This window comes from Porphyrobacter sp. MBR-155 (genome assembly GCF_040547625.1).
Classification (GTDB): Bacteria; Pseudomonadota; Alphaproteobacteria; order Sphingomonadales; family Sphingomonadaceae; genus Erythrobacter.
In genome coordinates this window covers 35164-60488 of the sequence record NZ_JBEPQB010000007.1, presented here as the reverse complement: position 1 = coordinate 60488, position 25325 = coordinate 35164, and the positions used below count along the sequence as shown (strand labels likewise).

Below are 25325 nucleotides of genomic sequence, written 5' to 3'. Positions count from 1 at the left end.
CGGATCAGTTCCGATCCGGCAGCGACAGGCTGACCTGCGCGGCGATCATCGCGTCGGCGATCTTGGCTGGCACCAGCGGATATGATCCATCGCGCAGCGCATTGCGGATTTCCTGCACCCGCTCGGCATCGACCGGCGGGGTGGCCGCATCAGCTGCAGCGCTGACTTCAACGCTGATCCCGGCAGCCGGGGCCTTGCCCGGGGTGGCGGCTGGCGGGCGCGCTTCGATCTGCGCGTGATCGCCCGTCGCCAAGGCGCGGACTGGATTGATGCCGGGCAATTTGCTCAGTTCGACAGAGGGCATGACAGATGTCCTTCTTGGGTTCCTGTTAGCCAGAACGGCGCGACGGGAATGAGTTTAAGGGGGCGTTAAAGCGTGCCTCAGTTGGCCGGGATGACGGCAAGGCCGGGGCGTTCGATCCGCGCGCGCAGGGGTTCCGCCTTGCGCGCGGTGCGCACGAAGATCCAATCGCCCACCGCGCCGCCTTCGATCGCCTCGCCCGATTGCTGCACGGAAAACCCGCGCCCGCGCACCATGATGGTCAGCGCATCGCCGCGCTTGATGGCCGGCAGGGCAGGCTTGGCCGCCGCGCCGGGCGCGGCGTTGACAGCGACGAAGATCCGCCAGCTGTTCGGCCCGATGCATTCCACCCGCACCGCGCTGCGGGCCGGGCTGTGCCAGTCAACCGTGAGCGGTGCGGCACACGCCGCAAGCTGCAAGCGCCGGTCGGCGGCCATGCGCGGCCCGCCGGGCTGGCCAATTTCTGACCCGGTAAAGGCGATCACCGCGCGATCAATCGCCGCCGGATCAGTAAGGCCGCTGGCCTGCGCTGGCGGATCGCACAGCGGCAGCAGGATCGGCAGGACAAGCGGGCTGAACCGCCAGCTGCCAAGCCACGAAAATTCAGGCCGGGGAAAGGTCGTGTCCACGCGGGTTCTCCTTGTCATATGCACGAATAATACCGGTTGATACCCGGTCGGTTGCAGAGCCACGTCGAATGCAAAGGCCATGCCAAGCCCGCACTGAGCCGTTCAAGTCCGTGGGCAAGGTCAGGCTTACGCATTCATCCGCAGTAATCAGGCGGCCCAAATTAAGCCTGACGCGATAGGCTGAGCGGCAATGCAAACTGCTGTGATTGCGACCGATAATATGCCTTTTCCCGCTCGATTCCGATCCCGACCTGCCCGCGCTTTCACCGCGCAGGCCGCCGCGCAGGCGGTTTCTGCGCCGGGCACGCGCGCCGACGAAGCGCGCCGCGCGCTGCTGGAACGGATTGCCGATTTCATCACCCGGCATGATTTGACAGTGACCGCGCCCAACCTCGCGACCATATGCGGCGGATTGTCCGGATCGCACCCCGAACTTGCACAGGCCTTTGCTGCGCGCGAAATCGCGGGCGAGCCAATTGACCAGCGCTGGCTGGATACGCTGGCGCGGCTGAATCCCGATGGCGGCACCCGCATTGCCGAGCTTGAAACGCTGATGGACAAGCTTGAATATGGGTTGATGCGGTTCGCGCAGGCTGCGCGTTCGGCGCAGACCGAAACCAGCGACCATCGCGATGCATTGGGTGAACAGATCGAAGCGATGGCCTCACCCAGCGACATTGCGCAGGTGCTTGATCTGTCACGCGCGATGTTGGCCCGGATTGAACAGGTTGAGGCCGCGATGGCGCGCAGCCAAGTAGAAACCGAACAATTGCGCGAAAATCTCGCCAAGGCGCGGATGGAGGCGGATGTCGATCACTTGACCCATTTGCCCAATCGCCGGGCGTTTGAACGGCGCTTGGTCTCGGCCGCAACCGAAGCGCGGGCCAAGGGTGAACCGCTGAGCCTTGCGTTTTGCGATCTCGATCATTTCAAGGCGATCAATGATCGCCATGGGCATGAGGCTGGTGATCGGGTGCTGTGCACAATGGCATCGGGCCTGATCGAATATGCGGGCGACAGCTTTTTCGTTGCGCGCCACGGCGGCGAGGAGTTCGTGTTGCTGTTCTATGGCCTGGATAAAGAAGCAGCGCGGCAGCGGCTTGATGCGCTGCGCGCTGCGCAGGCTGCGCGTCAACTGCTCAACCGCGAAACGGGCAAACCGTTCGGGCGGATCACTTTTTCCGCCGGAGTCGCCGAAGTGACCGAGGATGCCGACAATCGCAGCGCGCTCGCCCGCGCTGACGCCGCATTATATCGCGCCAAGCAGGAAGGGCGCAATCGGGTGGTGGTAGGCTAGGGTCAGGGCCTGCACTTGCCCCGTCCCGCGACCGGTCAGGATAACAATTTCCCCGCATCCGGTGCCTGGGCAACGATTTCATCATAGGCGAGACTGGCGTAAAGTTCCCCGCGCGTGCCCGCTGTAATGATGGTGCGCACCGCCACGCCGCTCGCCTGCGCGTCTTCGGCCAGAGCGGAAGCTGCATCCCACGCCGCCGCTTCGTCGCCGGGAAGGTAGCGGGCAAACACTGTCAGCGTCGCCCGCGGATCGCGCGGCTGGGCGGCGAGCCATTCGGTCAGGCTCGGCCCGCCCGCAACCGGACGGAACAGTGCCTGTGCATTGGCGATTTCGGGCGAGTATGTGTGGCGCAGATCCTTCTCACGCGCATCACGATCGGCAAGCCTGCGTTCGGCCTCGGCTTCGGCGGCAGGCAGGGCCGACAGCGTCAGCAGAAACAGGATCAGCGCCAGATCAGCCAGGATCAGCTGCCAGCCCGGGCCAGCGCGGTTAAATTCTGCTGCGCGGATCATGCCACACCTCGCAGCTGCGCGCGCCGGACTTGCGCCAGGGTGGCGGCTTTCGCGATCTGATCGATGAACCATTCAGCCAGCGCCTCACGCGCGCTTTCGTTGCGCGCGGCGCGCCGGGTGATCGCGGTTGCCAGCGGAAAGCACAGCAAATGCGCCAGCAGCGCGCCATACAGCGTCGAAAGCACGGCAGTGGAAATCGCCTGCATCGTCAGCCGGACGGTATCGCCCCCGACTATCGGAGCCAGCTGGGTGAAGGCATAAAGCGTCCCGATCAACCCGAACACCGGCGCCAGTTCGCCGGCCCAGGCGAACACCTGCGCCGCGTTGGTTTGCTGCGTCGCGTCGATTGCGCGCTGCGTCCGCCGCGCGGTGTGCAGCGATTCAAGCGTGCCGTGGCGCAGATAGGCGTCAAGCATCAGCCCAAGGCTGCGATCAGGCGGAAGCGCCGGATTGGCGCGGTGCGAACCATCGCGCTGGATTTCAGTGAGCGCGAGCGCAAGCGCCTTGCGGTTGGTTTCGGGATTGAACCCGCGCCGCACCAACCCGCCCGCCTGCCGCAGCGCCGCGCCAAAGTCGCGCCATCCGCAGCGTGCAGCGCAAGCGAGCGCGGTGCCCGTGACAACAACGCCCAGCGCCCCTGGGTCGAACAGAGACATGATTGTGTTCGGCATGAGGGCCCCTTTGCTCGCGGTCATTCACAGAACGGTGCGCAGCAGCGCGGATTAAGCCCGCAGCGGCAGCGGCTTGCCCACCGCGCACCGGCAGGGGCGGCAAAGGCTTGCCGCTGGCCCCGTCCTGCCGCCGCTCGCACGCCCACAAAGGCATTTGGCACGCTTCCTGCTCCAGTCCGGTGCAACACCACTGCGCGACAGGAGGAAGGCCAAGTGAACGAAGGATTTTTCGGCATTCATGGCGCGGCGCTGACCTTGCGGTCAGAGCGCATGGGCGTGATTGCATCCAACATCGCCAATGCCGCCACCCCCGGTTACAAGGCGCGCGACATTGATTTCAACGCCGCGCTTGATGCCCGGATGGCAGCCTTGCGCGGTGAACCCGGCGATCCGCGCGCCGGAATGGTGTGGCGCACGCCGACCATGCCATCATTGGACGGCAACACGGTTGAATTGAACCGGGAACAGGTTGCCTTTGCCGAAAACGCCATGGCCTACAGCGCCACGCTCAGCTTTGTGCAGGGCAGGGTCAACAGCATCACCCGCGCGTTGAAGGGTGAATGACCATGTCTGCACAACCCCCCATGACGCTGTTTTCGATGACCACCCGCGCGATGCAGGCGCAGATGGTGCGGATGAACGCGGCGACATCGAACCTTGCCAATGCAGGATCGGTTTCCTCCACCGAAGCCGGTGCCTATCGCCCGATCCGTGCGGTTTTCGCGGTCGAGCTTGATCGCGCATCTGGGCTCGCCGGGGTCACGACGACCGGGCTGGTTCGCTCAGAAACCGCCGCCACCAAACGCTATGATCCGGGCCACCCGCTCGCCGATGCCGATGGCAACGTGTTCGAAGCCCCGGTCGATGAAACCGCCGAAATGGTCGAGATCATGGAAAGCGCGCGCCAGTATCAAAATCTGGTGCAGGCGCTGCAGACCGCCAAGCAATTGATGCTCGAAACCCTGAGGAGCCAGTGATGACCACCACCAATACCATAAACCCAGCCGCGCAACCGACGCTTGACCGGCTCAACACGTCATCGCGGCTCAGCGGGAACGGGTTGGAAACGCTTGATCAGGGCGATTTCCTGCGGCTGCTGACCACGCAGCTGACCTTTCAGGATCCGCTTGCCCCGGCCAACAACGAAGCAATGCTGGCGCAGATGGCGCAGTTCTCCTCGCTCGCAGCGACCACCGAAAGTTCGGCCACGCTCGAAGCGATTTCGGCCAAGCTCGACCGGCTGATCGCCGCGCAGGAAGCTGCGCTGCAACCCGCCACCCCGCAACCCTGACCCCTTCCCCAAGCAGAGGAATATAAGCCCATGTCATTCTTTACTTCCCTCAGCGGCCTCAAGAACGCCGAAATGGACCTGCGGGTGATCTCGCACAACATCGCCAATGCCGAAACGGCGGGCTTCAAGAAAAGCTCGGCCCAGTTTGCCGATCTGGTCGCCAGCGGTTCGGCCACCGACCCGCGCCGCACCGCCGGGATCGGCGCAACGGTGTCCGCGATCACGCAGGATTTCGCGCTCGGCCCGCTTGAACAGACCGGCCGCAGCCTTGATCTGGCGATTGATGGCGATGGGTTTTTTGCGCTCGCCAATCCGATTTCGGGCGATTTATCCTTCAGCCGCAATGGCAATTTCCAGCTCAAGGCGACCGGTGCGTTGCAGGATGCCAATGGCAATGGCGTGCAGGCCTTCCCGGTCGATGCGGCAGGCGTGCCGACTTCGACGGTGCCAGGCAATGTGATCGTCCCGCTCACCAACGGCTTGGGTTCTGCGCTGGCCAATGTCACCATCGACAATCGCGGGATCGTCAACGCCGCCTATGCCGATGGCACCACCACGCCTGTTGGACAGATCGCGCTGGCCACCTTCCCCGCGCCCAGCGGACTGCGCGCCATCGGTCAGACCAAGTGGCAGGCATCGGGCGATTCCGGCCCGCCTACATTCGGTAATCCCGGCATCGGCAATAATGGCGAAATGATCAGCGGCGCGCTCGAACGATCGAATGTCGATCTGGCCGAGGAAATGGTGGCGCTGCTGTCTGCACAGCGCAATTTCCAGGCCAACGCCCGCGCGATCGATACCGCCACGCAGATTTCCCAGACCGTTCTGAACCTGCGGCAATAATCCATGGACCGGATGATCTACACCGCGCTGACCGCGATGAACGCGGCGATGGACCGGCAACGGACGGTGGCGAACAACCTCGCCAACGCTTCAACGCCGGGCTTTCGTCAGGAAGTCTTCGCGGTCACACCGGCGACGCTCAAGGACGGGTCGTTGGAGGCCCGCGCCATGGCGCGCGGCAATGTGCGCGGCGCGGATATGACCGCGGCGCGGGTGGTGCCAACCGGCAATCCAATGGACGTCGCGCTCGAAGGCAAGGCGTTGCTCGCCTATCAGGCACCCGATCGGCAGGGCGAGGTTTATTCGCGCCGCGGCGATCTCAGGGTTGCTGCATCGGGCGTGATTGAAAACGGCGAAGGCCTTGCGGTGTTGGGTGAAGGCGGAACGCCGATCACGGTGCCGCCGGGATTCAGCATCGCGATTGCCGCCGATGGAGTGATCCTCGCCAGCGATCCGGGCGACCCCAATGCCCAGCCCGAACCGATCGACCGGTTGCGGCTGGTCAACCCGGAAGGCAGCCCGCTCGCCAAGGGTATCGACAGCTTTCTCAAAGTGCCGGGCGTCAATGGCGCAAACGGCGTCTTGCCGCCCGATCTGACTGCGCGGTTGACCGCCGGCGCGCTGGAACAATCCAACGTCGAAACCGCCGATACGCTGGTGCAGATGATCGAAGCCCAGCGTGCCTTTGAACAGCGCGCCCGGATCATCCGCACCGCAGGCGAGCTTGATGAAGCCTCCAGCGGCCTGATGTCGCTGCGCTGATCCGTTTTACAGGAGACCTGACCAATGCCCACTTCAGCCCTTCACGTCGCCCGCACCGGGCTTGAAGCGCAGGATGCGCGGATGCGCGTTATCGCCAACAACCTTGCCAATATCGGCACCACGGCGTTCAAACGCGACCGCGCCGATTTTGCGACGCTGGCCTATCAGGAACAGCGCGTCGCCGGGCAGCAATCGACCGGGCAGACGGCCTATGCGGTCGGCCTGAACCTTGGCACCGGGGTGCAGGTGCAGGGCACCAGCCGGATCGAGGCGCAAGGCACGCTCAATACCACCGGCAATGCGTTTGACGTGGCGCTCGACGGGCCGGGCTATTTCCAGGTGGAGCTGCCGCCGGGCGGCCAGGTCGGCTTTACCCGCGCGGGCAATTTCACGCTTTCGGCCGATGGCACGTTGATCACTTCGCAAGGCTATGCCGTGCAGCCTGCATTGCAGGTGCCAGCAGGCGCGCAGTCAATCGCCATTTCCCCCGACGGCACGGTCAGCGCGATCACCCCCGGCAATTCCGAACCGACACTGCTGGGTCAGCTCAGCATCGCCAGCTTCGTCAACCCGGCGGGTCTGCGCGCGATTGGCGACAACTTCCTGTTGGAAACCGCAGCCAGCGGCCCGGCCGAAATCGGCGCTGCGGGAGAGAACGGGCGCGGGCAACTGCGTCAGGGAATGCTCGAAGCCTCCAACGTCAACGTGGTCGAAGAACTGGTCGAAATGATCGAGGCCCAGCGCGCTTACGAAATCAATTCCAAGATGGTCAGCGCAGTCGACGAGATGCTGCGCAACGCCAACCAGACATTGTGAGACAGATGATGAAGGGTCGAACCCTGTTCCTCGCCGCGCCGCTGGTGCTGTCTGCCTGCATGGGTGCAGGTAGCAGTGGCCCGCAGCCGGGCTTTGCCGCGCCGCCCCCACCGGGCGTTGCAATCACGGCTGCTACCACAGGCGATCCCTTCGCCATTGCTCCGTCGCAGCCCCAACGGGTAAGCGCGGGCGCAATCTTTCAGACTGGGCAGGGTTATGCGGGTCTGGTTACCGGCACCCGCGCCCGCGCGCTGGGCGATATGGTGACGATCATTCTGGTCGAAGCGACCACCACCAACAAGAGCACAACCGGACGCACCAACCGCGAAGGCAGCTTCGGAATCACCCCACCCACCTCGGGCCCGCTCGATTTTCTCAACCCCAATGCCCTTAAAGCTGCGGGCGAAGGGTCGTTCACAGGAGCGGGCAATGCTGCGCAGCAAAGCCGCCTGAACGGTGCGGTCGCGGTAACCATTGCCGCAGTCTACCCCAACGGCACCGCCGAAGTGGTCGGAGAAAAGCAGATGATGTTCAGCCAGGGCGATGAATGGGTGCAGTTTGCTGGCCGCATCCGGCTGGTCGATATCGACGGCGATAACCGCCTCGCATCGTCGCAGGTCGCCAATGCGCGGATGATCTATTCGGGCAAGGGCGCAGTGCAACAGGCCAGCCGTCCGGGCTGGCTCAGCCGGTTTTTCGGCATGATTTCGCCGTTCTGATGGGGAACCTGACCATGTCCAATCTCACCCGGTTACTGCCGCTGCTACTGGCACTGCTGGCGGCGTTCGCTCCCACCCCGGCACTGGCCGAACGCATCCGCGATCTCGGCCAGTTCGAAGGCCTGCGCGCTAACCAGTTGACGGGCTATGGCGTGGTTGTCGGCCTGCAAGGCACCGGCGACAACAACCTTGCCTATGTCACCGAAGCGATGCGCGGCGTTTCCGGACGCCTCGGCCTGCCGTTGCCTCCCGGCGTCAGCCCGACGCTGCGCAATGCGGCTGCTGTGATCGTGACGGCTGAACTGCCTGCCTTTGCCAAGCCAGGGCAGCGCATCGATATTACCGTTTCGACCCTTGGCCAGTCGTCTTCGCTGCGTGGCGGGGCGCTGATCCTCACCCCGCTATACGGCGCGGACGGGCAGATTTACGCCATGGCGCAGGGCAATGTCGCGGTGGGCGGGCTGGGCGTGACCGGGCGCGATGGTTCGCAGGTGACCGTCAATGTCGCTACCGTGGGCCGGATTGCCGATGGGGCCAGCGTTGAACGCGCGGTCGCCACCGGGTTCGACCGTGCTGGCCCGTTGCGCTTCAACCTCCACAAATCCGATTTCCTCACCGCCGCGCGCGTGCGCGATGCGATCAACAGCCGCTATCCCGGCATTGCCACCATCGCTGACGGGGTGAGCATCGAACTCGCCTTGCCCGATGGCAATGACCTGCGATCTGCCGTCATGGCCGAGATCGAGATGCTGGGCGTGACCCCGGCCCCGGTCGCAGCCAAAGTGATCATCAACAGCCGCACTGGCACGGTCGTGATCAACGACGCGGTGCGCCTGTCGCCAGCCGCCGTCAGTCACGGCAAGCTGGTGATCCGGATCGAGGAAAACCCCGCCGTGATCCAGCCCGCCCCATTTTCACGCGGCGAAACCGCGGTGGAGGAAGCGACCGATATTACGGTTGAGGAACGATCGGACCGGGTCGCCTATATGCCCGGCGCGGCGTCCTTGTCCGAAATTGTCGATGCGCTGAACCTGCTGGGGGTGGGAGCGTCCGATCTGGCCGTGATCCTCGAAAGCCTCAAGCAGGCAGGCGCCCTGCAAGCTGAAATGATCGTGTTGTGACTGGCCCGATTGCCCCCCAAGGGCCAGTTGCCCCCCGCACCCCGGCGGCTGCTCCGGCCCTATCGCCGGAGCACGCCGAGCTGCGCAAGGCGGCGGAGGGGTTCGAGGCGATCATGCTGCGCCGGATGCTTGCCACCGCGCGCGCATCAAGCTTTGCCGAGGATACCCCGCTGACCGGCGGCGGGATGCAGCAGTTCCAGACAATGCGCGACGAACACTTCGCCGACATCGCCGCCAAAACCGGTGCCTTCGGGTTTGCACGCAGTATCGAGGCGCAGCTTACGCAACACCTTTCAGGGCAAGGGGGTAGCCGATGACGAGCGCAATCTTCACCATCGGACGCAGCGGCCTTTCCGTGGCCCGCGCCAGCATCGAGCTGACCGCGCAGAACATCGCCAATGCCGCCAATGCCGATTATTCGCGCCGCACCCTGTCTCAGGGCGAGCTGGTGATGACCGGGTCGATCGGGATCAATGCCGCGGATTCGCTCGGCGGGGTGCGCCCCGGCGTGATCGAACGCGCTGAAAGTGCGCTGGTGCAGCGTCAGGCGCGCGATGCATCGTCCGCGCTGGCCGCTGCCGAGGCGGAGTTTTCCGCGATGCGTGATGCCGAAAGTGCGATTGAAAATTCGGGGGTGTTCACCGGCCTGGTCGATTTCGAGGCCGCGTTGACCCGGTTGGAAGCCAACCCGCTTGAAACAGCCTTGCGGGTGCCTGTGCTGGAAAGCGCACGGCAGCTGGCAGGCAATTTCGCGATTGCCAGTGCCACGCTCGCCAACACCCGCAGTCTGGTGCAGGGCGAGGCGAGTGCCGAAGTGCTCACCGTCAACGAACTTGCGGCCGAATTGGCCGAGATCAACCGCGATCTGGTGGGCACGCGCGAAGGCACCGCAGGGCGTGCGGCGCTGCTCGATGCGCGCGACAAGGCGCTGCGCGGCCTTGCCGAACAATTTGCGATCACCCCCACAATCAACGCCAATGGCACCGTTGATGTCACGTTGAACGGCACGCCGCCGGTTGCGCTGGTTACTGGCGGGGTGGCGGATAGCGTCGGCATCAGCGTTGCTGCTGATGGCACGCTGGCGTTTGCGGTTGGCGGGGTCAGCTTTGTCCCCGGCGGCGGGGCGATGGCGGGCCGCGCTGCGGCGCTCAGCCAGATGGCGGATCTGCAAAACGGGCTCGATACGCTTGCCGTTTCGCTCATCACCATTGCCAATAGCGCGCAGGCCAACGGCGTCGGCACCGATGGAACGCAGGGCCAGCCACTATTTGCCGGAACCGGCGCGGCTGATCTTGTCATGGTGCTTGGTTCGGCAGACGGGCTTGCCACCGCGCCTGCCGGATCGCCTGCGGGCAGCCGTGATACTGGCAATCTTGCCGCGCTGATTGGTGCGCTTGGGGCGGCAACTGGCCCGTCTGCCGGGGCCGATGCCCTGCTGCTGAACCTGTCGAGCCGGGTCGCCGCGTTGGAAACCTGGCGCGATGGGTTGGGCGTGGTCGCCGCCAGCGCCGAAGCGGAACTGCTGCGGGAAACTGGGGTCGATCTGGATGACGAGGCCGCCAATCTCGTCCGCCTGCAACAGGCATTCGAAGCCAACAGCCGGGTGATCCAGGTCGCCGCCGACCTGTTCGATACGATTTTGGCGTTGCGGTAAGGGGAGCAAGAGGCATGAGCTTTGTCAGCAATTCCACCGGTTCGTTCTTCAACCGATCACTCGCTCAGATGGCGGATTTGCGCGCGGGTATCGAACGCGCCCGCACCCAGATTGCCACCGGCAACAAGATCGAGCGCGGATCGGACGATCCCGTTGCCGCCGCACAGCTGCGCAACGTTGCCCGGCGCGAACGGCTTGCCAGCGTCGAAGGCGATAATACCGCGCGGCTGGGGCAGGACATCAGCTCAGCCTCGCAAGAGGTCGAAGCGGTCAAATCGCTGCTCCAGCGAGCGCGTGAACTGGCGGTGCAGGCCGCCAACACCCCGACCGGGGCTGATGGACGGCAGGCGATTGCATTTGAACTGGAACAGCTCACCGAAGAACTGTTTTCGCGCGCCAATGGCACTGCGCTGACAGGCGAACCGTTGTTTGCGGGCCTGTCATCCGGCGCGGCATTCACCCGCGATGCGGCAGGCAATGTCACCTATATCGGCACGCCCACCAGCGGCGTGGTGCCAGTTGCGCCGGGCACCGCCATTGAACGCGGCCTGCCGGGCAATGAAGTTTTCGAATTCGATCTTGGTGGCACCCCGTCAAGCGCCTTTGCGGTGCTGAGCGGGCTGGCGGCGGCGCTTAACGGCGGCTCGCCCGATCCGGCGGGTGCGGCGCTGGCGGCGATTGATGGGATCGACGCCGCGCTCGATACGGCGAACCGCGCACAGACCATTCTCGGCACGCGGCTGGCGTGGGTTGAACAGGTGCAGCAGCAACAGGGAGCCCGCAGCATCGAACTGGCCGAACGCCGTTCAAGGGTGGGCGATACTGACATCGCCGAAGCCATCGCGCGGCTCCAGCAATCGCTGACCGCGCTCGAAGCGAGCCAGGCGGCATTTGCCCGCATCAGTTCGCTGTCGCTGTTCAACGCGTTGCGCTGACAGGAGCCCTGACCCGTGTTTGTTGCAATCGGAATTGTCGTGCTGCTGGTGATGGTGTTCGGCGGGTTCATGCTCGCTGGTGGCGCCATGGGGCCGGTATTGAAAGCCGCCCCGCTCGAATTCATGATCATTGGCGGCGCGGCGCTGGGGGCGACGCTGATCGGCAATTCGATGCACGCTATCAAATTGCTCGGCGGGGGGTTGGGCAAGGTGTTCAAAGGCCCGAAATACACCCACGAAGATCACATTGACGCGATCGCGCTGACCAGCAAGCTGATGAAGCTATTGCGATCCGAGGGTGCAGTGGCGCTGGAAAGCCACGTTACCGAACCGGGCAGTTCGACCATCTTCAGCGAATATCCCCGCTTGCAAAGCGATCCGGTCGTGACCGGGATGATCTGCGATCCGCTGACCTTGCTGGTGGTGTCGTCGGGCACGCTGGATACCCATGCGGTCGAAGACGTGATCGACAGCGCGATCAAGACCCAGCTGCACGAAATGAGCGAGCCGGAACATATGATCCAGTCGCTGGCCGATGCCTTGCCCGCGCTGGGGATTGTCGCGGCGGTGCTGGGCATCATCAAGACGATGGGCGCGATCAACGAACCGCCTGAAATCCTCGGCAAGATGATTGGCAGCGCGCTGGTCGGGACGTTTCTGGGGGTGCTGCTGGCCTATGGCTTTGCCTCGCCGCTTGGCAGCAAGCTGAAACAGATCAACGGCCATGATCAGCAGATTTTCTATTCGATCAAGCAGGTGATCATCGCATCCTTGCACGGCTATCCGCAGCCGCTGGTGCTCGAAGCCGCACGTTCGGGCCTGCCGCCTGCGCATCGCCCGAAATTGACCGATCTGCTCGACATGATGCGAGGGCGGTAAAGTGGCCGAGGCTGACCCCAAAATGCTGGCCCCGGCCCAGCACATCCCGGCACCGATCATCATCAAGCGGATCACCATCCAGGAAGCCGGACACCACGGCGGGGCGTGGAAGGTAGCCTATGCCGACTTCGTGACCGCGATGATGGCGTTTTTCCTGCTGCTGTGGCTGCTCGGTGCGACTGAGGAGAAGCAGCGCAAGGGGATCGCCGATTATTTCTCCCCCACGCTGGTCAAGATGCGCAAGGAAAGTGCGGGCTCTGATGGGATGCTGGGCGGATCGTCGCTTACCGATGTGGATAATTATCCTAATGCAATGGGCCAAACTGGCACGCGTTCGATCACCATTCCGCGCGGCGTTACCGGTGGCCCGGTCGAAGGCGGTGGGCGCGGCGAGCTCGATTCCGACAAGCTCAAGGAACTGCGCGACAAGATTGAAAAGAAACTGGTGCAGCGCCGCCAGTTGTCGCACCTCGCGCGGCAGGTGCGGGTGATGCGCGCGCCCGAAGGCATTCGTATCGATCTGATGGATGATGCCGATTTTTCGATGTTCGAACTGGGCACCACCATCCTTACAAAGGATGCACGCGGGCTGCTCGAGGTGATGGGCGAAACGTTACGGGATGAAAACGCGTCGCTGATCCTGCGCGGTCACACCGATTCGCTGCCGTGGCGCAGCGGGGTTGCGGCCAATAACTGGTCGTTGTCCACCGGGCGGGCCGAGGCGACCCGGCAAGCGCTGGTGCTGAGCGGGGTGCCAATGCCGCGGATTGCGCGGATTGAAGGCGTCGCCGATACCGAACCGCTGATCGCGGATAATCCTGCCGATCCGCGCAACCGCCGGATTTCGTTGCTGCTGCTTGATAATCGCGCCGCTTCGAAACCGGCGCGCACCGGGCCGGTGGGTAAGCCGATCTTCAAAGCGCCCCCCGCCGCCCCCGCCAGCGTCTCAACCCGCAACGAAGCGCCCGCGCGTGCGGTTGGCAATAGCAACCAGTGACAGCATCACCGGCACTTCGACCAGCACGCCGACCACGGTAGCCAAGGCCGCGCCGCTGCCCAATCCGAACAGGCCGATCGCCACGGCAACCGCCAGTTCAAAGAAGTTCGACGTGCCAATCAATGCGCAGGGCGCGGCGATGGCGTGGGGCACCTGCCACACCTTGGCCCAGCCATAGGCGATGAAGAATATGCCATAACTCTGGATGATGATCGGCACCGCGATCAGCGCCACCAGCACCGGGCGGGTAACAATGGTTTCGGCCTGAAATCCGAACAACAAAAGCACGGTGGCAAGCAGGCCGATCACCGACAGCGGCTTCATCCGCCCAGTGAAATCCGCCACCGCAGCCTCGTTCCCGTCGTGGTTGGCGAGCAGCCGCTGGCGCACGAACGCCCCTGCGACAAGCGGCACCACGACATACAGCGCGACCGACAGCAGCAGCGTTTCCCACGGCACGGAAATGCTGGTCACGCCCAGCAACAACGCGACAATCGGGGCAAAGGCAACGATCATGATAAGATCATTCGCGGCGACCTGCACCAGCGTATAGGCCGGATCGCCCTTGGTCAGCTGCGACCACACGAACACCATCGCAGTGCATGGCGCAGCGCCCAACAGGATCAGCCCGGCGATATATTGCTGTGCATCAGCGGGCGCGATCAGATCGGCAAACACGATTTCGAAGAACAACACGCCCAGTGCGGCCATGGTGAACGGTTTGATCAGCCAGTTTACCGCCAGCGTGATGATCAGCCCCTTTGGCTTGTCGCCCGCGCGCCGCACCGCACCGAAATCGACTGCGACCATCATCGGGAATATCATCGCCCAGATCAGCACCGCGACCACGAGATTGACCGAGGCATATTCAAGCGCCGCGAGCGACGCGAAGGCGCCCGGCACAGCATTGCCCAGCGCAACCCCGGCCAGGATCGCAGCGCCGACCCAGACGCTCAGCCATTTTTCGAATAGGCCCAGCCCGGCGGCTGCGGGCCCGGTATCGGCGGTGATGGTGTTCATCGAATCATCGGCTCCTTACATGAATCCGACCCGGATAAAGCGACCGAGCAATCCTCGCCGCCGCAGCAATTTTCGGTGAGGTAGCCCATCAGCGCGTTCATCGCGTCGTAGTCGGCTGAATAGATGATCGACCGGCTTGCGCGTCGCTGTGTCACCAGCCCGGCATGGGCGAGCTGGGCAAGGTGGAAGCTCATTGATGACGCAGGAACGCCGATCCGGTCGGCCAGCACGCCCGCAGGGATGCCTTGCGCGCCAGCCTTCACCAGCAACCGGAACGCGGCGAGGCGATGTTCCTGCGCCAGAGCAGCGAGCGCGCGGATGGCATGATCGGGTTGCAAGGAAAACTCCAATAATTCGATAAATATAGAAATATGGGAGAATGGTTTAGCGGTCAAGCGCCTTCGGCAGCCCGGTGGTTGGCACGAGAACTGCCTGACAAGATGGAGGAGCGCCCCGCTGTAGTAATACCAAAGCGCGATGAGCCTGACTCATCGGACTTTGGTTAAGCCCGTGCGGCGCTTGAGCATTTCCAGCGCGTGATGCGTCAGCATCTTAGCGCGCTGGTATAAAGTTGACTTGGTTCGGGTGGGGCCCTGAAGGTCTGTTTCAAAGGGTTAGCAATGAAACGGGAACAAGGTTGCCTTGGCCTTGCGTCACTGCTTAATGTGAAAAAGCTGAGATAGTTCTGCCGGGTAACACATTCTGAGGAGAGATTACGTGGGTCGCACCGCCAAAGGTTCAGTTCGCGCCGTATCATGCCTTGCCATCGCGGTAGGGCTGGTTCTTTCCGGGGCACCCGCAGCGCTGGCGCAGGAGCACGGTGAGCAGCCTGCCGCGACGGCGCAAGCCCCGGCGACGGGCGTTCCGGCTTGGGGAATCGCCAGCACCGACTTTCCTGCCGACCCCGACATCGTGTTCGGCACCCTGCCCAACGGCATGCGTTATGCCCTGCGGCGCAACGGCAATCCTCCGGGTGAAGCGGTGATCCGCTTCTCCGTCGCCGTCGGCGGCAAGGAGGAAACCGATGCGGAGAATGGTGCCGCCCACTTCGTCGAGCACATGGCCTTCAACGGTTCGACCAACATCCCCGAAGGCCAACTGCTGCCGATGCTCGAACGGCTCGGACTGGCCTTCGGTCCAGACACCAATGCCGTGACGTCGCTCGAATACACGACCTATATGCTGAACCTGCCCCGCACCAATGGGGAAACGGTCGACGCCGCGCTGACGGTCATTCGCGATATGGCGGGTGAGTTGACCATCGATCCGGCAGCAGTTGAGCGCGAGCGCGGCGTCGTCATGAGCGAAGCGCAGATACGCAACGATCCGGCGCGGCGGCGCATCACGGATTATCTCCAAACTGCGTTGCCGGATTCCCGGCTCGGCTTTCGCGTTCGCGCCGATGTCGAGCGCATCCGCACCATCTCCGCAGACGAACTGCGCGCCTTCTATCAGGCCTATTACCGCCCCGAGCGAGCCACGCTGGTGATCGTCGGCGATTTCGATCCTGCCGCGATGCGCTCCAAGATCGAGACGGTCTTCTCGGACTGGCAGGGCAAAGGCGAAGCGCGGCCCCGCTATGCCTCGCCGGTGCCGGAGGTGGTCGGTGCGCCGGCGGTCGGGACTTTCGTCGACCCCGCGACGCCGGAGATCATCGATCTCCAGCGGATCTCACCCTGGGTTCCTTCGAGCAATACCGCCGCCGAGGCGCGCGAGGAAGTCCTGCGCGCCGTGGCGGCGGCAGCCCTGTCCAACCGAATCGCTGTTCTTTCACGCAACGCCGATTCCCCCACGCTCGGCGCGCAGGCTGCGGATCAACCATTGTTCCGCAGCGCGCGGTCCTACGGCATGTTGATCGTTGCCAAGGATGGCCGCTGGCAGGATACGCTTGCGCTGGCGGAGCAGGAACTGCGCCGCGCGCAGCAATTCGGCTTCACAGCGGCAGAGCTAGAGGAGGCCAAGGCGAACATCGCCACCGCGCTGGCCAATGCCGCCGCGCAGGCCGCCGGTAGGCCCAGCTCGCGCATCGCCGACGCCCTTGTCGCCGCCAGTCTCGATAATATCGTGCCGACCGCGCCAGCGACCGATCTCGCCTTCTACCAGGCCATCGCGCCCACAATCACCCCCGAAAGCGTGAGCGCGGCGTTCCGTGCCGCTTGGCAGGGCGGGCCGACGGTAGTTCACGTGTCGACCAAGCAACTGATCGAGGGCGGCAAGACGGCCATCCTCACCGCGCTTGAGGACAGCGCCAAGGTCGCCATCACCGCACCGGTTGAGGCCGCAGCAGCCACTTTTGCCTATCAGGGTTGGGGTGCGCCCGGCGTGGTGGTGAGCGATAGCACCATCGCCGATCTCGGCATCCGCACAGTACGCTTCGCGAACGGGCTCGAGCTAAACCTCAAGGTCACCGCCTTCGAGCCCGGCAAGGTGGCCTTCGCGATGCGGGTGGGCGATGGCGCCCGCGACTTCCCGATAGACAAACCAGGCCTGCGCGAAATCCTGCCGTTTATCGTCAGCATTGATGGGCTGGTGGCGCATGATGCCGACGAATTGCGACGGGTGCTGGCCGGAAAGGCGGTGAGCACCGGCCTCGCGGCAGGCCAAGATGCGCTTCAGGCGAACGGGACTACCACACCGGCCGATCTCGAAATGCAGCTCAATCTGCTGGCCGCGCGGCTGACCGCCACTGGATGGCGTCCGGAAACGCAGGCGCAATGGGCCGGAGTCGCGCCGGTCATCGTGCAGAACATCCGCGCCAATCCGCTCCAGCTGTTTTCGGTTGCGCTCAACGCGGCGCTAACCGGTGGAGACGCGCGCTTCGGGCTGGTGAACCCGGAGAGTCTGGCGCAGCTTTCGCTCGACGATGTGCGCGCCGCGGTCGCTCCGCAGTTGGACAAAGGGTCGATCGCGCTGGGCCTGGTCGGCGATTTCGATCCTGATGCGGCAATCGCCGCAGTCGCGCGGACGCTAGGCACGCTGCCGACACGGCCCGCGCGCAAGGAGGCCAAGGCCGGTGGCAAACCCGTCACCTTCGTGCGCGATCCTGCCGTGGTGGTGCTCAATCATGCCGGGGCGAGCGATCAGGGCGTTCTGGCGCTCAGCTGGCAGACCGACGACGCTGCGGATCAGCGCGACGACATCACCCGCGATCTGCTCGCGGCGGTAATGCAATTGCGTCTGCAGGACAAACTGCGTGAAGAGCTGGGCGCGACCTATTCGCCCGTGGCCACCAGCTATTCAGAGCTTCGGTTCGAGGGCCTGGGCCACCTGACGGCCTACACTACCGTTTCGCCCGAAGCGATGGATGCGACCGCCGCAGCGATCCGCGCGATTGCGGCGGAACTGGTGGAAGGGCCAGCGCCGGACGACCTGATCGAACGCGCGCGCAACCCGATGCGTGACAGCTACAAGCGCGCCGAAAGCCAGAACCTCGATTGGACCGGCCCTGTCGTCATGGCTCAGAGCGATCCGCGGGTTCTCGATCAACGGCGAACCAGAACGGGCATTCTCGAAGCGCTCACGGCCGCCGACCTCCAGACCGCCGCCCGCCGCTATCTGGCAGGTGCCGGGGCGGTCGAGATCAGGGTTGTGCCCGCCGGTTCGTAATGGCGCAGCGGCATCCGGCCGCTGACAGCCCATCTTGCCGTTCATCTTCGAAACCTGATCGAAGAGGCGAACGTCATTGAAGACGATGAGCGAATGCCCCATTGTGCCCCGCCGCAAGGCGTGGGCCGCAAATCACATCTAAGTCATTGAAAAGGTGGTTGACGCACTAGGGCTCGAACCTAGGGCCCACCGATTAAAACCCCATCAAGGCCGCGAGCATGGGCTCACGCGATATTGAAGCGTGCAGATTGAGACGCTTGACGGGGCACCTTATCTCGTGCGCTAAACTATGCGCATGGACGCGTCATCCGTCATTCGCCGCCTCACCCAGCGCCTGTATGGGTGTCCCATCATTAGGAATGACCTTCGCGGCGAACTCGTCGAGGAGATCGTCGCCGCAGCGCTGGAACCCGAATGGCGACTTTGCTCGACCGACTGGGGGTCGTGCGATCTGGTCCATTCGACGCGGAAGATCGGCATCCAGGTCAAACAGTCAGCAGCTCGTCAGACGTGGCACAAAGACAACCTAGTGCTGCCTAGGCCTAGATTTTCGATCAAAGAGAAAACTGGGCGGTGGGAAGACGGCAGTCGCTGGGTCGCAAAGCCAAGTCGAAACGCCGAAGTCTTTGTTTTTGCATGGCACTCCGACACGAGCGACGCCGCTGATCACCGCGATCCGCAGCAGTGGCAGTTTTTCGTTGTCGCAGAGCGGGACCTACCTCCGCAAGGCTCAATCGCATTGTCACGTCTCCAGTCGTTAGTGGAGCCCGTGCAGTTCGCACAACTTGCCATGCGGGTTAGATCGCTGATTGATGCTGTGTGACAACTCCAGTCCAAAATTGGCGCATTTCAGCCAATTCTATTGACTTGAGCCGGCTCAAGAAGATCTGATGCCCCATTGGTGCCCCGCCGGAAGGCGCAGGTTACAAGTCGCATCTAAGTCATTGAAAATTGGTGAGCCCGACAGGATTCGAACCTGTGACCCGCTGATTAAAAGTCAGCTGCTCTACCTACTGAGCTACGGGCCCACGCTTGATGGTCTTTGGCGCCGCGATTGTGGCGGCGAGCGCGCTCACCTAGGCAGGGGGCGGCGGCGGGTCAAGCGGGCATGAAGATGAGCGAGCGTCAAACCGTTCAACGGGTCGCGCCAATCGGCGGCAATCGCGCGCGCCGGGGTGAGCACGAAGGCGCGCTGGCGGAAGGCGGGGTGCGGGATGGTGAGCGCCTGTGACCGCCGCCCCGAACGCCATTCCCCGCCGCTCCACAGCACAATATCGCAATCAAGCACCCGGTCGCCCCAGCGCTGCCCGCGCCGCCTGCCAAATTCACGCTCGATCCGTTTGAGCGCGGCGAGCAGCGCGGGCGGGGCAAGTTCGCTCTCCAGCACCAGCGCCGCATTGGCGAATCGGCGCTGCGCCGCGCCCATCGCCGGGGTGGCGATTATCGGGGAGCGCGCAATCACCAGACCGAGCGCCGCCAGTTCCTCCATCGCCGCGCGCACCACTTGCCGCGGCGGGCCATATTGCCCGCAGTGCCGGTTGCTGCCCAACGCTATCAGATAATGGCTGCTCAAATGTCCTGCGCGATCCGGCCGTAGAGCTGCGGGCGGCGGTCGCGGAAGAAGCCCATGCCCGCCCGGTGTCGCGCCGCGCGCGCGAGATCGAGCCGCGCCGCCAACACGCCCGCTTCGCCCGCACCGAAGGATTCGACCAGATCGCCCCATTCGTCAGCGATGAAGGAGTGGCCGTAGAACCGCTGCGCGCCATCCTCTGGCCCCTCTACACCGATGCGGTTGGCGGCCACCACCGGCATACAATTCGACACCGCATGGCCGACCATCGCGCGCCGCCACATCCGGCTGGTGTCGAGATCGCTATCGTAAGGTTCAGACCCGATCGCGGTGGGATACATCAGCAGTTCCGCACCCTGCAATGCCATCACCCGCGCAGCTTCGGGATACCATTGGTCCCAGCAGATGCCGACCCCCACGCGGACGATCGCCCCGCCCTCACCCGGCACATCCCACACCTTGAAACCATCATTGCCGGGGCGGAAATAGTATTTTTCCTCATACCCCGGCCCATCGGGGATGTGGCTCTTGCGATAGGTGCCCATGATCCCGCCATCGGGGCCGATCATTGCCAGCGTGTTGTAATAGTGATGCCCGTCGCGTTCGAAGAAGCTGGTCGGGATCGTCACCTTGAGCCTTGCCGCGAGCGCCTGCATCGCGGTCACGCTGGGGTGCTCAAGCGTAGGGCGGGCGAGCGCAAACAGCGCCTCATCCTCCTCACGGCAGAAATAGGGGCCGCTGAACAGTTCGGGCGGCAGGATCAGCTGCGCGCCCTTGGCCGCGGCATCCTCCACCAGCGCGGCGACGGCGGCAATGTTGGCGGCTTCGTCCGCTGAACCAAGCGACAATTGCAGGGCGGCGACGGTGATGGATGTCATGCCGCCGCCCCTACATGATTACTTTGCTTTCTTGAACAAGAGAGTCATGCGGTCGCTTTCGCCCAGATCTTTCAGGTCTTCGCGCTTGGTCGTCAGCACCGGGGGCATTTCCCACACGCCGCGTTCATGATCGGCGGTGTCCTTGGGGTTGGCGTTGATCTCACTCGCTGCGACCAGTTCAAACCCGTGCAGGCGCATGAAATCCACCACGTCCTGTTGTTTGAGATAACCGCGCGTGCCGTTGGCGTAAGACCACGGCGCATCCGCTTTGGCGCGGTGCTGAACGATGCCGATCATGCCATCATCCTTGAGCAGATCGCGCATCGCGCGGATTTCAGCAGCGGCAATTCCCGCCCGGGTGATGCCGTGCAGCCCGCGGATCACCAGAATGCGATCAAACGTGCCCTTTTGTTCATCGGGAACGGCATCCAGCGTGACAGCAGTGAACTTATCAGCGGCAAGCCCGGTATAGCTTGCAACCTCATCGCCAAAGCCCGCCGCCTGAACGCGGATACGCTCCTGCCGCTCGGGATCGCTGGTCGCCAGCCGGGGGTTGGCATAGATGCCGACCAATTCGCCTTCGCCGCCCAGATAATGCCCCAGCAGGCGCGAATACCAGCCGCCGCCGGGGGCATATTCACCCACCTTCATGTGCGGGGCAACGTGGAAGAACGCGAGCGTTTCGGCCGGGTGGCGGTACGCATCGCGCGCGCGGTCTTCGGCGCGGGTTGGATGGTTGATCGCGCCCGACAATGCCTCGGCATGATGCTTGAGGAACATCGCCGACATCTCGTCGGGTGACATGTCCTTGTGCATCTTCGCCACGTCTTCCTTCCCGCCGTGGTGATCGGCAATGGCGGGTGCGGCGATGGCAAGGCCGCTCGCAGTGGCGAGGGCAAGGATCAGTTTGTTCATGGTGGAATTCTCCCTTGGGAACGCTTCGTAACCGGAACACACCAGTGGCATTTCCGATCCGTCACCCTATCTCTGGCAGAAATCAGCGGAGATTTCGAGTGAGCAATTTGGAAACGATTATTGTCGCAGGCGGATGCTTCTGGTGCACCGAGGCGGTGTTCCGCGATGTGGTGGGCGTGAGCGAGGTCGAAAGCGGCTATATCGGCGGAACCAAGGCGAACCCGACCTACAAGGAAGTATGCACCGGCGCGACCGGCCATGCCGAGGCGATCCGGGTAACGTTTGATCCCCACGCGATCAGCCTTGGCGAGATGTATGACGTGTTTCTGGGCACGCATGATCCGACGCAATTGAACCGCCAGGGCGGCGATGTCGGCACGCAATATCGCAGCGCGATCTTTCCGCTATCGGACGAACAGGGCGGCGAAGCGAAAGCGGCAATCGGGCGCTGGAATGCCGAGAACGGCAAGTTGGCAGTGACCTCGATCGAAGGCCTGTCGGGCGGCGCGCAGACCTGCGAATGGTATCCGGCGGAGGATTACCATCAGGAATACTGGGACGGCGAAGGCCAGCGCAACCCCTATTGCCTCGCAGTGATCCCGCCCAAGATCATGAAATTACGTAAGAGTTTTGCGGATAAGGTGAAGGGGTGATTCTCCACCTTTCGTCTTCCCGGGCTTGACCCGGGATCCCGCTTTCTTTGTCGGCCTCAAGGCAGCGGGACCCCGGCTCGGGGGCCGGGGCGACGATGGGTTATGATTTCACCCACCGCCCCACGAAAAATCCGTCCAGCCCGCCTTCGTCCGCCAGCATCCCCGGATGGGTGCGCAGCCAGCCTTCGGCGGTGGGGGTGAGGCCTGCGGGCAGTTCCTCCGGCGTAATCGGCTTGGGCGCGAGGCCGCAATTGGCGTCAATCCACGCGGCCTGCTGCTCGCCCTCCTCCGCCTCCAGCGAGCATACCGCATAGACCAGCACCCCGCCGGGGTTGAGCCATTCCGCTGCCTTGGCGGCAAGGCTGCGTTGCAGGTCGACCATTTCGGGTATTTGCCGCGCGCCAATCCGGTGCAGCACATCGGGGTGGCGGCGGCAGGTGCCGGTCGCGGTGCAGGGCGCGTCGATCAGGATCGCATCGAAGCGGTGCTTCGGTTCCCACACCAGCGCATCGGCGCGCACGGGGGAGGCTTTCAGCCCGGTGCGTTTGAGGTTGTCTTTGAGCAGTTCCAGCCGCCGTTTGCTCATGTCGAGCGCGGTGACGTTCCACCCGGCCGCCGCCAGTTGCATGGTCTTGCCGCCCGGCGCGGCGCACAGATCAAGCGCGTGCTTGCCAGCCCCCACACCCAGCAATCGCGCCGGGATCGAGGCGGCGAGATCCTGCACCCACCAATCGCCCGCCTTGAAATCGGCAAGGCTTTCGACCGCCGCGCCGCGCGGCAGGCGGACATGGCCCGGCGCCAACGTCACCCCGCCCATCGCAACGCTGCGGGTTTCGGTTTCGGCAGCGTCTTTCAACGCCAGATCGAGTTCGGGCGGGAAGGCGAGGCCGGGGGCGATGGCGGCTGCGCGTTCCTCGCTCCAACGGGCGACGACCGATTCGGGCAAGGTGGGCGCATCGGGCAGCACGCTCACACCCGGCTTCACCCCCCCGGCCTTCATCAACGTGGAGAACACGCCATGCGCCAAGCGGCGCGGCCCGCCTGCCAGCAGCGGCAGCCCGGTGGCGATCACCGCGTGCGGCGGGGTGTCCAATCGCAGCGCCTGCGCCAGCATGATCCGCAGCACCATCCGTGCCTTGGCATCATCGGGCAGGCGTTGTTTGGTGACGCTGTCGATCAGCGCATCAATGTCAGTCAGCCAGCGCAGGGTCTCACTCGCAATCGCGCGGGCGAGCGCACGGTCGGGCGCGGTGCGAATAGAGCTGAGCGCCGCGCCTTCGGCGATTTCCAGCGTCTCCCCCCGGCGCAAAACCGCATCAAGCAAACGAAGCGCAGCGCGGCGCACGGGAAGTCCGGGGGTGGTGGGCATGGGCGGCCCTTAAAGCATCGCGCGGAAAAGTGGGAACCGGTTTTTCGCCTACAGCGATGCTGGCCCAAAAGGACGTATTGAAACCAAGCGCCAGCACGCGCATTTGGGTGACATGACCAAGCAGAAATCCGACGCTGCCAAGCAGTTCACCAAACCCGCGCATTGGACCAACGACCCGGTGCCTGCGCCCAAACAGGTCGATCCGCTGAAGGGTGAACCGAAGGAACTCTCCCCCACCCGCTACGGCGATTGGGAGAAAGACGGCATCGCGTGGGATTTCTAGTAAACTTCGTCATTGCGAGGAGCCGAAGGCGAAGCAATCCAGTTTCGGGCCTCGGCGTAAATGGCGCGGGCGGATCATGGATTGCCACGTCGTCTCCGGCTCCTCGCAATGACGAATGCCACCTTAGCCTAGACCCCCGCTAGACCCCCTCTTGCCAATGTTTCACGTGAAACAATTTATAACGGTTTGAATTTTACCTTCAGCCCATCCTTGGGCTGCGGGATCGGCCAGTCCTGCCACGCCGGAGCATAGCCAGCCTCAACTTCAATCCGATAGCGTTGCAGCAATTGGGCGAGCAGAATCTTGACCTGCATATAGGCAAAATGCAGCCCCAGGCACATATGCGCCCCGCCGCCAAACGGCACCCAGGCGTATTTGTGCCGCGCGCGCACCTGTTCGGGGGTAAAGCGCATGGGATCAAAAACGGCGGGATTGTCCCAGTAATCGGCCGAATGATGGGTCCAGTGGATATTGATCCCCACCATCGCGCCCGCCGGGATGCGGTATCCGCCAAATTCAAATTCACGCAGCGCCCGGCGCGGCATCGAAGGCACCGGGGGGATCATCCGCAGCGATTCCTTGAACGCCATTTCGGTGAGTTCCAGCTTGGCCAGATCATCATAATCAAGACCGCGTGGATTGCCCTGCCCATCCGGCCCGCCAGTGACCGCGAAAATCTCCTCACGCAGTTTTTCCTGCCATGCGGGATTGGCGGCGAGGTGATAGATCAGCGATGTGGCCGATGATGTAATGGTATCATGCGCCGCCATCATCAGGAAGTTCATGTGATCGACCACTTCATCGACCGGCAGCAATGATCCATCTTCGCGGGTGGCGGTGGCGAATTGGCTGAACATATCCTGCCCGCCGCCCTGTTCGCGGCGGCGCAATGTTTCACGTGTAAAATAATCGACCAGAAACGCCCGGCCATCGACACCCTTTTTCATCTTGGTGAAAGGCAGCGGCTTGCGGATCGGCGCGACCGAGGCCTGCACCATATCGACGAAAGCGGCGTTGATCTTGTCCGCCTCCGGCCCCCACGGCAGGCCGATGAAACTGTCTGCAGCGAGATCAAGCGTCAGCTTCTTGATCGCGGGATAGAACCGCAAATCGCCCGCCCAATCCGCCACTTCGCGGGCAATCCCGCGGTTCAGCGCGCCCGAATAATGGCGCATCGGTTCAGGCTTGAAAGCGATCGACAGGGCGCGGCGATCAATCCGGTGGTGATCGAAATCCAGCAGCATCAGCCCGCGCGGGAACAGCTGGTCCAGTACCGGCCCCCAGCCCTGTTCGCTGGAGAAAATCTTGTCTTTGTTGAACAACAGCAGCTCGTTCGCCTCGGCCCCGATCAGCGCCACCTGCCACCCGCCGAACGCGCGGTTTTTATAAACCCGCCCGTGGGTATCGATCATCCGCTGCGCAAAGCCATGGGGATCAGCCAGCATGGTGAAGGTGTTGCCCACCACCGGCCAGCCCGCATCGCCGGGGATGTGGGCAAGGTCAGCTTCACTGAGGCGCCCCTCGCTCCAATCGCGCGGCGCATCGGCAAAGGGGGCATTGGCGGAATGCGGGGCGTCGGCAAGGGTGGCCATGGTCAGATCAGG

General features: G+C 63.7%; 29 protein-coding genes and 1 tRNA gene. 18 read left to right on the top strand and 12 right to left on the bottom strand.

From position 1 onward, the window contains the following. Positions 1-4: 4 nt before the first annotated feature. Both flgM and ABIE62_RS09205 read right to left on the bottom strand, forming a co-directional pair. Positions 5-304 carry a flagellar biosynthesis anti-sigma factor FlgM gene (gene flgM, locus ABIE62_RS09210; RefSeq protein WP_354325416.1) on the bottom strand — a complete coding sequence of 100 codons (300 nt, stop codon included), beginning with the start codon at positions 302-304 and terminating at the stop codon, positions 5-7. 77 nt (positions 305-381) lie between these two features. Then, complete coding sequence (locus tag ABIE62_RS09205; RefSeq protein ID WP_354325414.1) at positions 382-930, bottom strand: flagella basal body P-ring formation protein FlgA; 549 nt, start codon at positions 928-930, stop codon at positions 382-384. A gap of 190 nt (positions 931-1120) precedes the next feature. Between ABIE62_RS09205 and ABIE62_RS09200 the strand changes: the two genes are divergently transcribed. Beyond that, positions 1121-2227 (top strand): GGDEF domain-containing protein, encoded by a 1107-nt coding sequence (locus ABIE62_RS09200; protein WP_354325412.1) that lies wholly within the window; start codon positions 1121-1123, stop codon positions 2225-2227. A 35-nt stretch (positions 2228-2262) separates the two neighbouring features. On the opposite strand, the gene ABIE62_RS09195 is transcribed toward ABIE62_RS09200, so the two are convergent. Beyond that, entirely contained in the window at positions 2263-2739 is a 477-nt protein-coding gene (locus tag ABIE62_RS09195; RefSeq protein ID WP_354325411.1) for a hypothetical protein, read from the bottom strand. Further along, positions 2736-3410, bottom strand: a complete 675-nt coding sequence (locus ABIE62_RS09190; RefSeq protein WP_354325409.1) for a MotA/TolQ/ExbB proton channel family protein — start codon at positions 3408-3410, stop codon at positions 2736-2738. Before ABIE62_RS09190 ends, ABIE62_RS09195 begins: the two co-directional genes overlap by 4 nt. 213 nt (positions 3411-3623) lie before the next feature. Here ABIE62_RS09190 and flgB point away from each other — a divergent pair, with 213 nt between their 5' ends. The 13 genes from flgB to ABIE62_RS09125 are packed head-to-tail and all read left to right on the top strand — an operon-like array spanning position 3624 to position 13427. Beyond that, positions 3624-3974, top strand: a complete 351-nt coding sequence (flgB, locus tag ABIE62_RS09185) for a flagellar basal body rod protein FlgB (RefSeq protein ID WP_354325407.1) — start codon at positions 3624-3626, stop codon at positions 3972-3974. Then, positions 3971-4387, top strand: coding sequence for a flagellar basal body rod protein FlgC (gene flgC / locus ABIE62_RS09180; protein ID WP_354325406.1), 417 nt, complete (start codon positions 3971-3973; stop codon positions 4385-4387). Before flgB ends, flgC begins: the two co-directional genes overlap by 4 nt. Continuing rightward, the gene (locus tag ABIE62_RS09175) at positions 4387-4701 is read left to right on the top strand and encodes a flagellar hook assembly protein FlgD (protein WP_354325404.1); all 315 of its coding nucleotides are present in this window, start codon (positions 4387-4389) and stop codon (positions 4699-4701) included. The genes flgC and ABIE62_RS09175 overlap by 1 nt, the downstream gene beginning before the upstream one ends. A 30-nt stretch (positions 4702-4731) precedes the next feature. Continuing rightward, entirely contained in the window at positions 4732-5544 is an 813-nt protein-coding gene (locus ABIE62_RS09170) for a flagellar hook-basal body protein (protein WP_354325402.1), read from the top strand. Between the two features lie 3 nt (positions 5545-5547). Continuing rightward, positions 5548-6306, top strand: a complete 759-nt coding sequence (locus tag ABIE62_RS09165) for a flagellar basal body rod protein FlgF (RefSeq protein ID WP_354325400.1) — start codon at positions 5548-5550, stop codon at positions 6304-6306. A gap of 24 nt (positions 6307-6330) precedes the next feature. Continuing rightward, positions 6331-7122, top strand: coding sequence for a flagellar basal-body rod protein FlgG (gene flgG, locus ABIE62_RS09160; protein ID WP_354325399.1), 792 nt, complete (start codon positions 6331-6333; stop codon positions 7120-7122). Positions 7123-7127: 5 nt separating this feature from the next. Then, the gene (locus tag ABIE62_RS09155; RefSeq protein ID WP_354325397.1) at positions 7128-7841 is read left to right on the top strand and encodes a flagellar basal body L-ring protein FlgH; all 714 of its coding nucleotides are present in this window, start codon (positions 7128-7130) and stop codon (positions 7839-7841) included. Positions 7842-7855: 14 nt separating this feature from the next. After that, positions 7856-8962 carry a flagellar basal body P-ring protein FlgI gene (locus ABIE62_RS09150; protein ID WP_354325396.1) on the top strand — a complete coding sequence of 369 codons (1107 nt, stop codon included), beginning with the start codon at positions 7856-7858 and terminating at the stop codon, positions 8960-8962. Beyond that, on the top strand, positions 8959-9279 hold the full coding sequence (locus ABIE62_RS09145) for a rod-binding protein (protein WP_354325394.1): 321 nt from the start codon (positions 8959-8961) through the stop codon (positions 9277-9279). The genes ABIE62_RS09150 and ABIE62_RS09145 overlap by 4 nt, the downstream gene beginning before the upstream one ends. Then, the gene (gene flgK, locus ABIE62_RS09140; protein WP_354325393.1) at positions 9276-10616 is read left to right on the top strand and encodes a flagellar hook-associated protein FlgK; all 1341 of its coding nucleotides are present in this window, start codon (positions 9276-9278) and stop codon (positions 10614-10616) included. Before ABIE62_RS09145 ends, flgK begins: the two co-directional genes overlap by 4 nt. Before the next feature lie 14 nt (positions 10617-10630). Further along, complete coding sequence (locus ABIE62_RS09135) at positions 10631-11551, top strand: flagellin N-terminal helical domain-containing protein (protein ID WP_354325392.1); 921 nt, start codon at positions 10631-10633, stop codon at positions 11549-11551. A gap of 15 nt (positions 11552-11566) precedes the next feature. Then, a complete protein-coding gene (motA, locus tag ABIE62_RS09130; RefSeq protein WP_354325390.1) occupies positions 11567-12430 on the top strand; it encodes a flagellar motor stator protein MotA in 864 nt (287 codons plus the stop codon). Position 12431: 1 nt separating this feature from the next. Continuing rightward, on the top strand, positions 12432-13427 hold the full coding sequence (locus ABIE62_RS09125; protein ID WP_454184806.1) for a flagellar motor protein MotB: 996 nt from the start codon (positions 12432-12434) through the stop codon (positions 13425-13427). Here the strand turns inward: ABIE62_RS09125 and arsB are convergent. After that, positions 13377-14447: an ACR3 family arsenite efflux transporter gene (gene arsB / locus ABIE62_RS09120; RefSeq protein WP_354325388.1), complete on the bottom strand. Its 1071-nt coding sequence runs from the start codon at positions 14445-14447 to the stop codon at positions 13377-13379. The genes ABIE62_RS09125 and arsB overlap by 51 nt on opposite strands. Further along, entirely contained in the window at positions 14444-14785 is a 342-nt protein-coding gene (locus ABIE62_RS09115) for an ArsR/SmtB family transcription factor (protein ID WP_354325387.1), read from the bottom strand. Before ABIE62_RS09115 ends, arsB begins: the two co-directional genes overlap by 4 nt. A 379-nt stretch (positions 14786-15164) precedes the next feature. Between ABIE62_RS09115 and ABIE62_RS09110 the strand changes: the two genes are divergently transcribed. Both ABIE62_RS09110 and ABIE62_RS09105 read left to right on the top strand, forming a co-directional pair. Then, a complete protein-coding gene (locus tag ABIE62_RS09110) occupies positions 15165-18053 on the top strand; it encodes a M16 family metallopeptidase (protein ID WP_354325386.1) in 2889 nt (962 codons plus the stop codon). A gap of 295 nt (positions 18054-18348) precedes the next feature. Beyond that, the gene (locus ABIE62_RS09105; protein ID WP_354325385.1) at positions 18349-18876 is read left to right on the top strand and encodes a hypothetical protein; all 528 of its coding nucleotides are present in this window, start codon (positions 18349-18351) and stop codon (positions 18874-18876) included. A 129-nt stretch (positions 18877-19005) separates the two neighbouring features. On the opposite strand, the gene ABIE62_RS09100 is transcribed toward ABIE62_RS09105, so the two are convergent. From ABIE62_RS09100 to ABIE62_RS09085, 4 genes are all read right to left on the bottom strand, one after another. Beyond that, positions 19006-19081 (bottom strand) — tRNA-Lys (locus tag ABIE62_RS09100). 44 nt (positions 19082-19125) lie between these two features. Continuing rightward, positions 19126-19626: a 2-amino-4-hydroxy-6-hydroxymethyldihydropteridine diphosphokinase gene (gene folK / locus ABIE62_RS09095; protein WP_354325384.1), complete on the bottom strand. Its 501-nt coding sequence runs from the start codon at positions 19624-19626 to the stop codon at positions 19126-19128. Then, entirely contained in the window at positions 19623-20501 is an 879-nt protein-coding gene (gene aguB, locus ABIE62_RS09090) for an N-carbamoylputrescine amidase (protein ID WP_354325382.1), read from the bottom strand. The genes folK and aguB overlap by 4 nt, the downstream gene beginning before the upstream one ends. 18 nt (positions 20502-20519) lie before the next feature. Then, a complete protein-coding gene (locus ABIE62_RS09085) occupies positions 20520-21416 on the bottom strand; it encodes a class I SAM-dependent methyltransferase (RefSeq protein WP_354325380.1) in 897 nt (298 codons plus the stop codon). Positions 21417-21523: 107 nt separating this feature from the next. Here ABIE62_RS09085 and msrA point away from each other — a divergent pair, with 107 nt between their 5' ends. Further along, a complete protein-coding gene (msrA, locus tag ABIE62_RS09080; RefSeq protein ID WP_354325643.1) occupies positions 21524-22069 on the top strand; it encodes a peptide-methionine (S)-S-oxide reductase MsrA in 546 nt (181 codons plus the stop codon). A gap of 100 nt (positions 22070-22169) precedes the next feature. On the opposite strand, the gene ABIE62_RS09075 is transcribed toward msrA, so the two are convergent. Beyond that, positions 22170-23438, bottom strand: a complete 1269-nt coding sequence (locus ABIE62_RS09075; protein WP_354325379.1) for an RsmB/NOP family class I SAM-dependent RNA methyltransferase — start codon at positions 23436-23438, stop codon at positions 22170-22172. Between the two features lie 112 nt (positions 23439-23550). On the opposite strand from ABIE62_RS09075, the gene ABIE62_RS09070 reads away from it, so the two are divergent. Continuing rightward, positions 23551-23721, top strand: coding sequence for a DUF1674 domain-containing protein (locus tag ABIE62_RS09070; protein WP_354325378.1), 171 nt, complete (start codon positions 23551-23553; stop codon positions 23719-23721). A 176-nt stretch (positions 23722-23897) separates the two neighbouring features. On the opposite strand, the gene ABIE62_RS09065 is transcribed toward ABIE62_RS09070, so the two are convergent. Next, entirely contained in the window at positions 23898-25313 is a 1416-nt protein-coding gene (locus tag ABIE62_RS09065) for a cytochrome P450 (RefSeq protein ID WP_354325377.1), read from the bottom strand. Positions 25314-25325: the final 12 nt, after the last annotated feature.

What these genes read in the sequence shown, in the direction of transcription:
- flgM (WP_354325416.1), bottom strand. Translation starts at nt 304, where the DNA reads ATGCCCTCTGTCGAACTGAGCAAATTGCCCGGCATCAATCCAGTCCGC.
- ABIE62_RS09200 (WP_354325412.1), top strand. Translation starts at nt 1,121, where the DNA reads ATGCAAACTGCTGTGATTGCGACCGATAATATGCCTTTTCCCGCTCGA.
- ABIE62_RS09195 (WP_354325411.1), bottom strand. Translation starts at nt 2,739, where the DNA reads ATGATCCGCGCAGCAGAATTTAACCGCGCTGGCCCGGGCTGGCAGCTG.
- ABIE62_RS09190 (WP_354325409.1), bottom strand. Translation starts at nt 3,410, where the DNA reads ATGCCGAACACAATCATGTCTCTGTTCGACCCAGGGGCGCTGGGCGTT.
- flgC (WP_354325406.1), top strand. Translation starts at nt 3,971, where the DNA reads ATGACCATGTCTGCACAACCCCCCATGACGCTGTTTTCGATGACCACC.
- ABIE62_RS09175 (WP_354325404.1), top strand. Translation starts at nt 4,387, where the DNA reads ATGACCACCACCAATACCATAAACCCAGCCGCGCAACCGACGCTTGAC.
- ABIE62_RS09170 (WP_354325402.1), top strand. Translation starts at nt 4,732, where the DNA reads ATGTCATTCTTTACTTCCCTCAGCGGCCTCAAGAACGCCGAAATGGAC.
- ABIE62_RS09165 (WP_354325400.1), top strand. Translation starts at nt 5,548, where the DNA reads ATGGACCGGATGATCTACACCGCGCTGACCGCGATGAACGCGGCGATG.
- flgG (WP_354325399.1), top strand. Translation starts at nt 6,331, where the DNA reads ATGCCCACTTCAGCCCTTCACGTCGCCCGCACCGGGCTTGAAGCGCAG.
- ABIE62_RS09155 (WP_354325397.1), top strand. Translation starts at nt 7,128, where the DNA reads ATGATGAAGGGTCGAACCCTGTTCCTCGCCGCGCCGCTGGTGCTGTCT.
- ABIE62_RS09150 (WP_354325396.1), top strand. Translation starts at nt 7,856, where the DNA reads ATGTCCAATCTCACCCGGTTACTGCCGCTGCTACTGGCACTGCTGGCG.
- flgK (WP_354325393.1), top strand. Translation starts at nt 9,276, where the DNA reads ATGACGAGCGCAATCTTCACCATCGGACGCAGCGGCCTTTCCGTGGCC.
- ABIE62_RS09135 (WP_354325392.1), top strand. Translation starts at nt 10,631, where the DNA reads ATGAGCTTTGTCAGCAATTCCACCGGTTCGTTCTTCAACCGATCACTC.
- arsB (WP_354325388.1), bottom strand. Translation starts at nt 14,447, where the DNA reads ATGAACACCATCACCGCCGATACCGGGCCCGCAGCCGCCGGGCTGGGC.
- ABIE62_RS09105 (WP_354325385.1), top strand. Translation starts at nt 18,349, where the DNA reads ATGGACGCGTCATCCGTCATTCGCCGCCTCACCCAGCGCCTGTATGGG.
- aguB (WP_354325382.1), bottom strand. Translation starts at nt 20,501, where the DNA reads ATGACATCCATCACCGTCGCCGCCCTGCAATTGTCGCTTGGTTCAGCG.
- ABIE62_RS09085 (WP_354325380.1), bottom strand. Translation starts at nt 21,416, where the DNA reads ATGAACAAACTGATCCTTGCCCTCGCCACTGCGAGCGGCCTTGCCATC.
- ABIE62_RS09075 (WP_354325379.1), bottom strand. Translation starts at nt 23,438, where the DNA reads ATGCCCACCACCCCCGGACTTCCCGTGCGCCGCGCTGCGCTTCGTTTG.
- ABIE62_RS09070 (WP_354325378.1), top strand. Translation starts at nt 23,551, where the DNA reads ATGACCAAGCAGAAATCCGACGCTGCCAAGCAGTTCACCAAACCCGCG.
- ABIE62_RS09065 (WP_354325377.1), bottom strand. Translation starts at nt 25,313, where the DNA reads ATGGCCACCCTTGCCGACGCCCCGCATTCCGCCAATGCCCCCTTTGCC.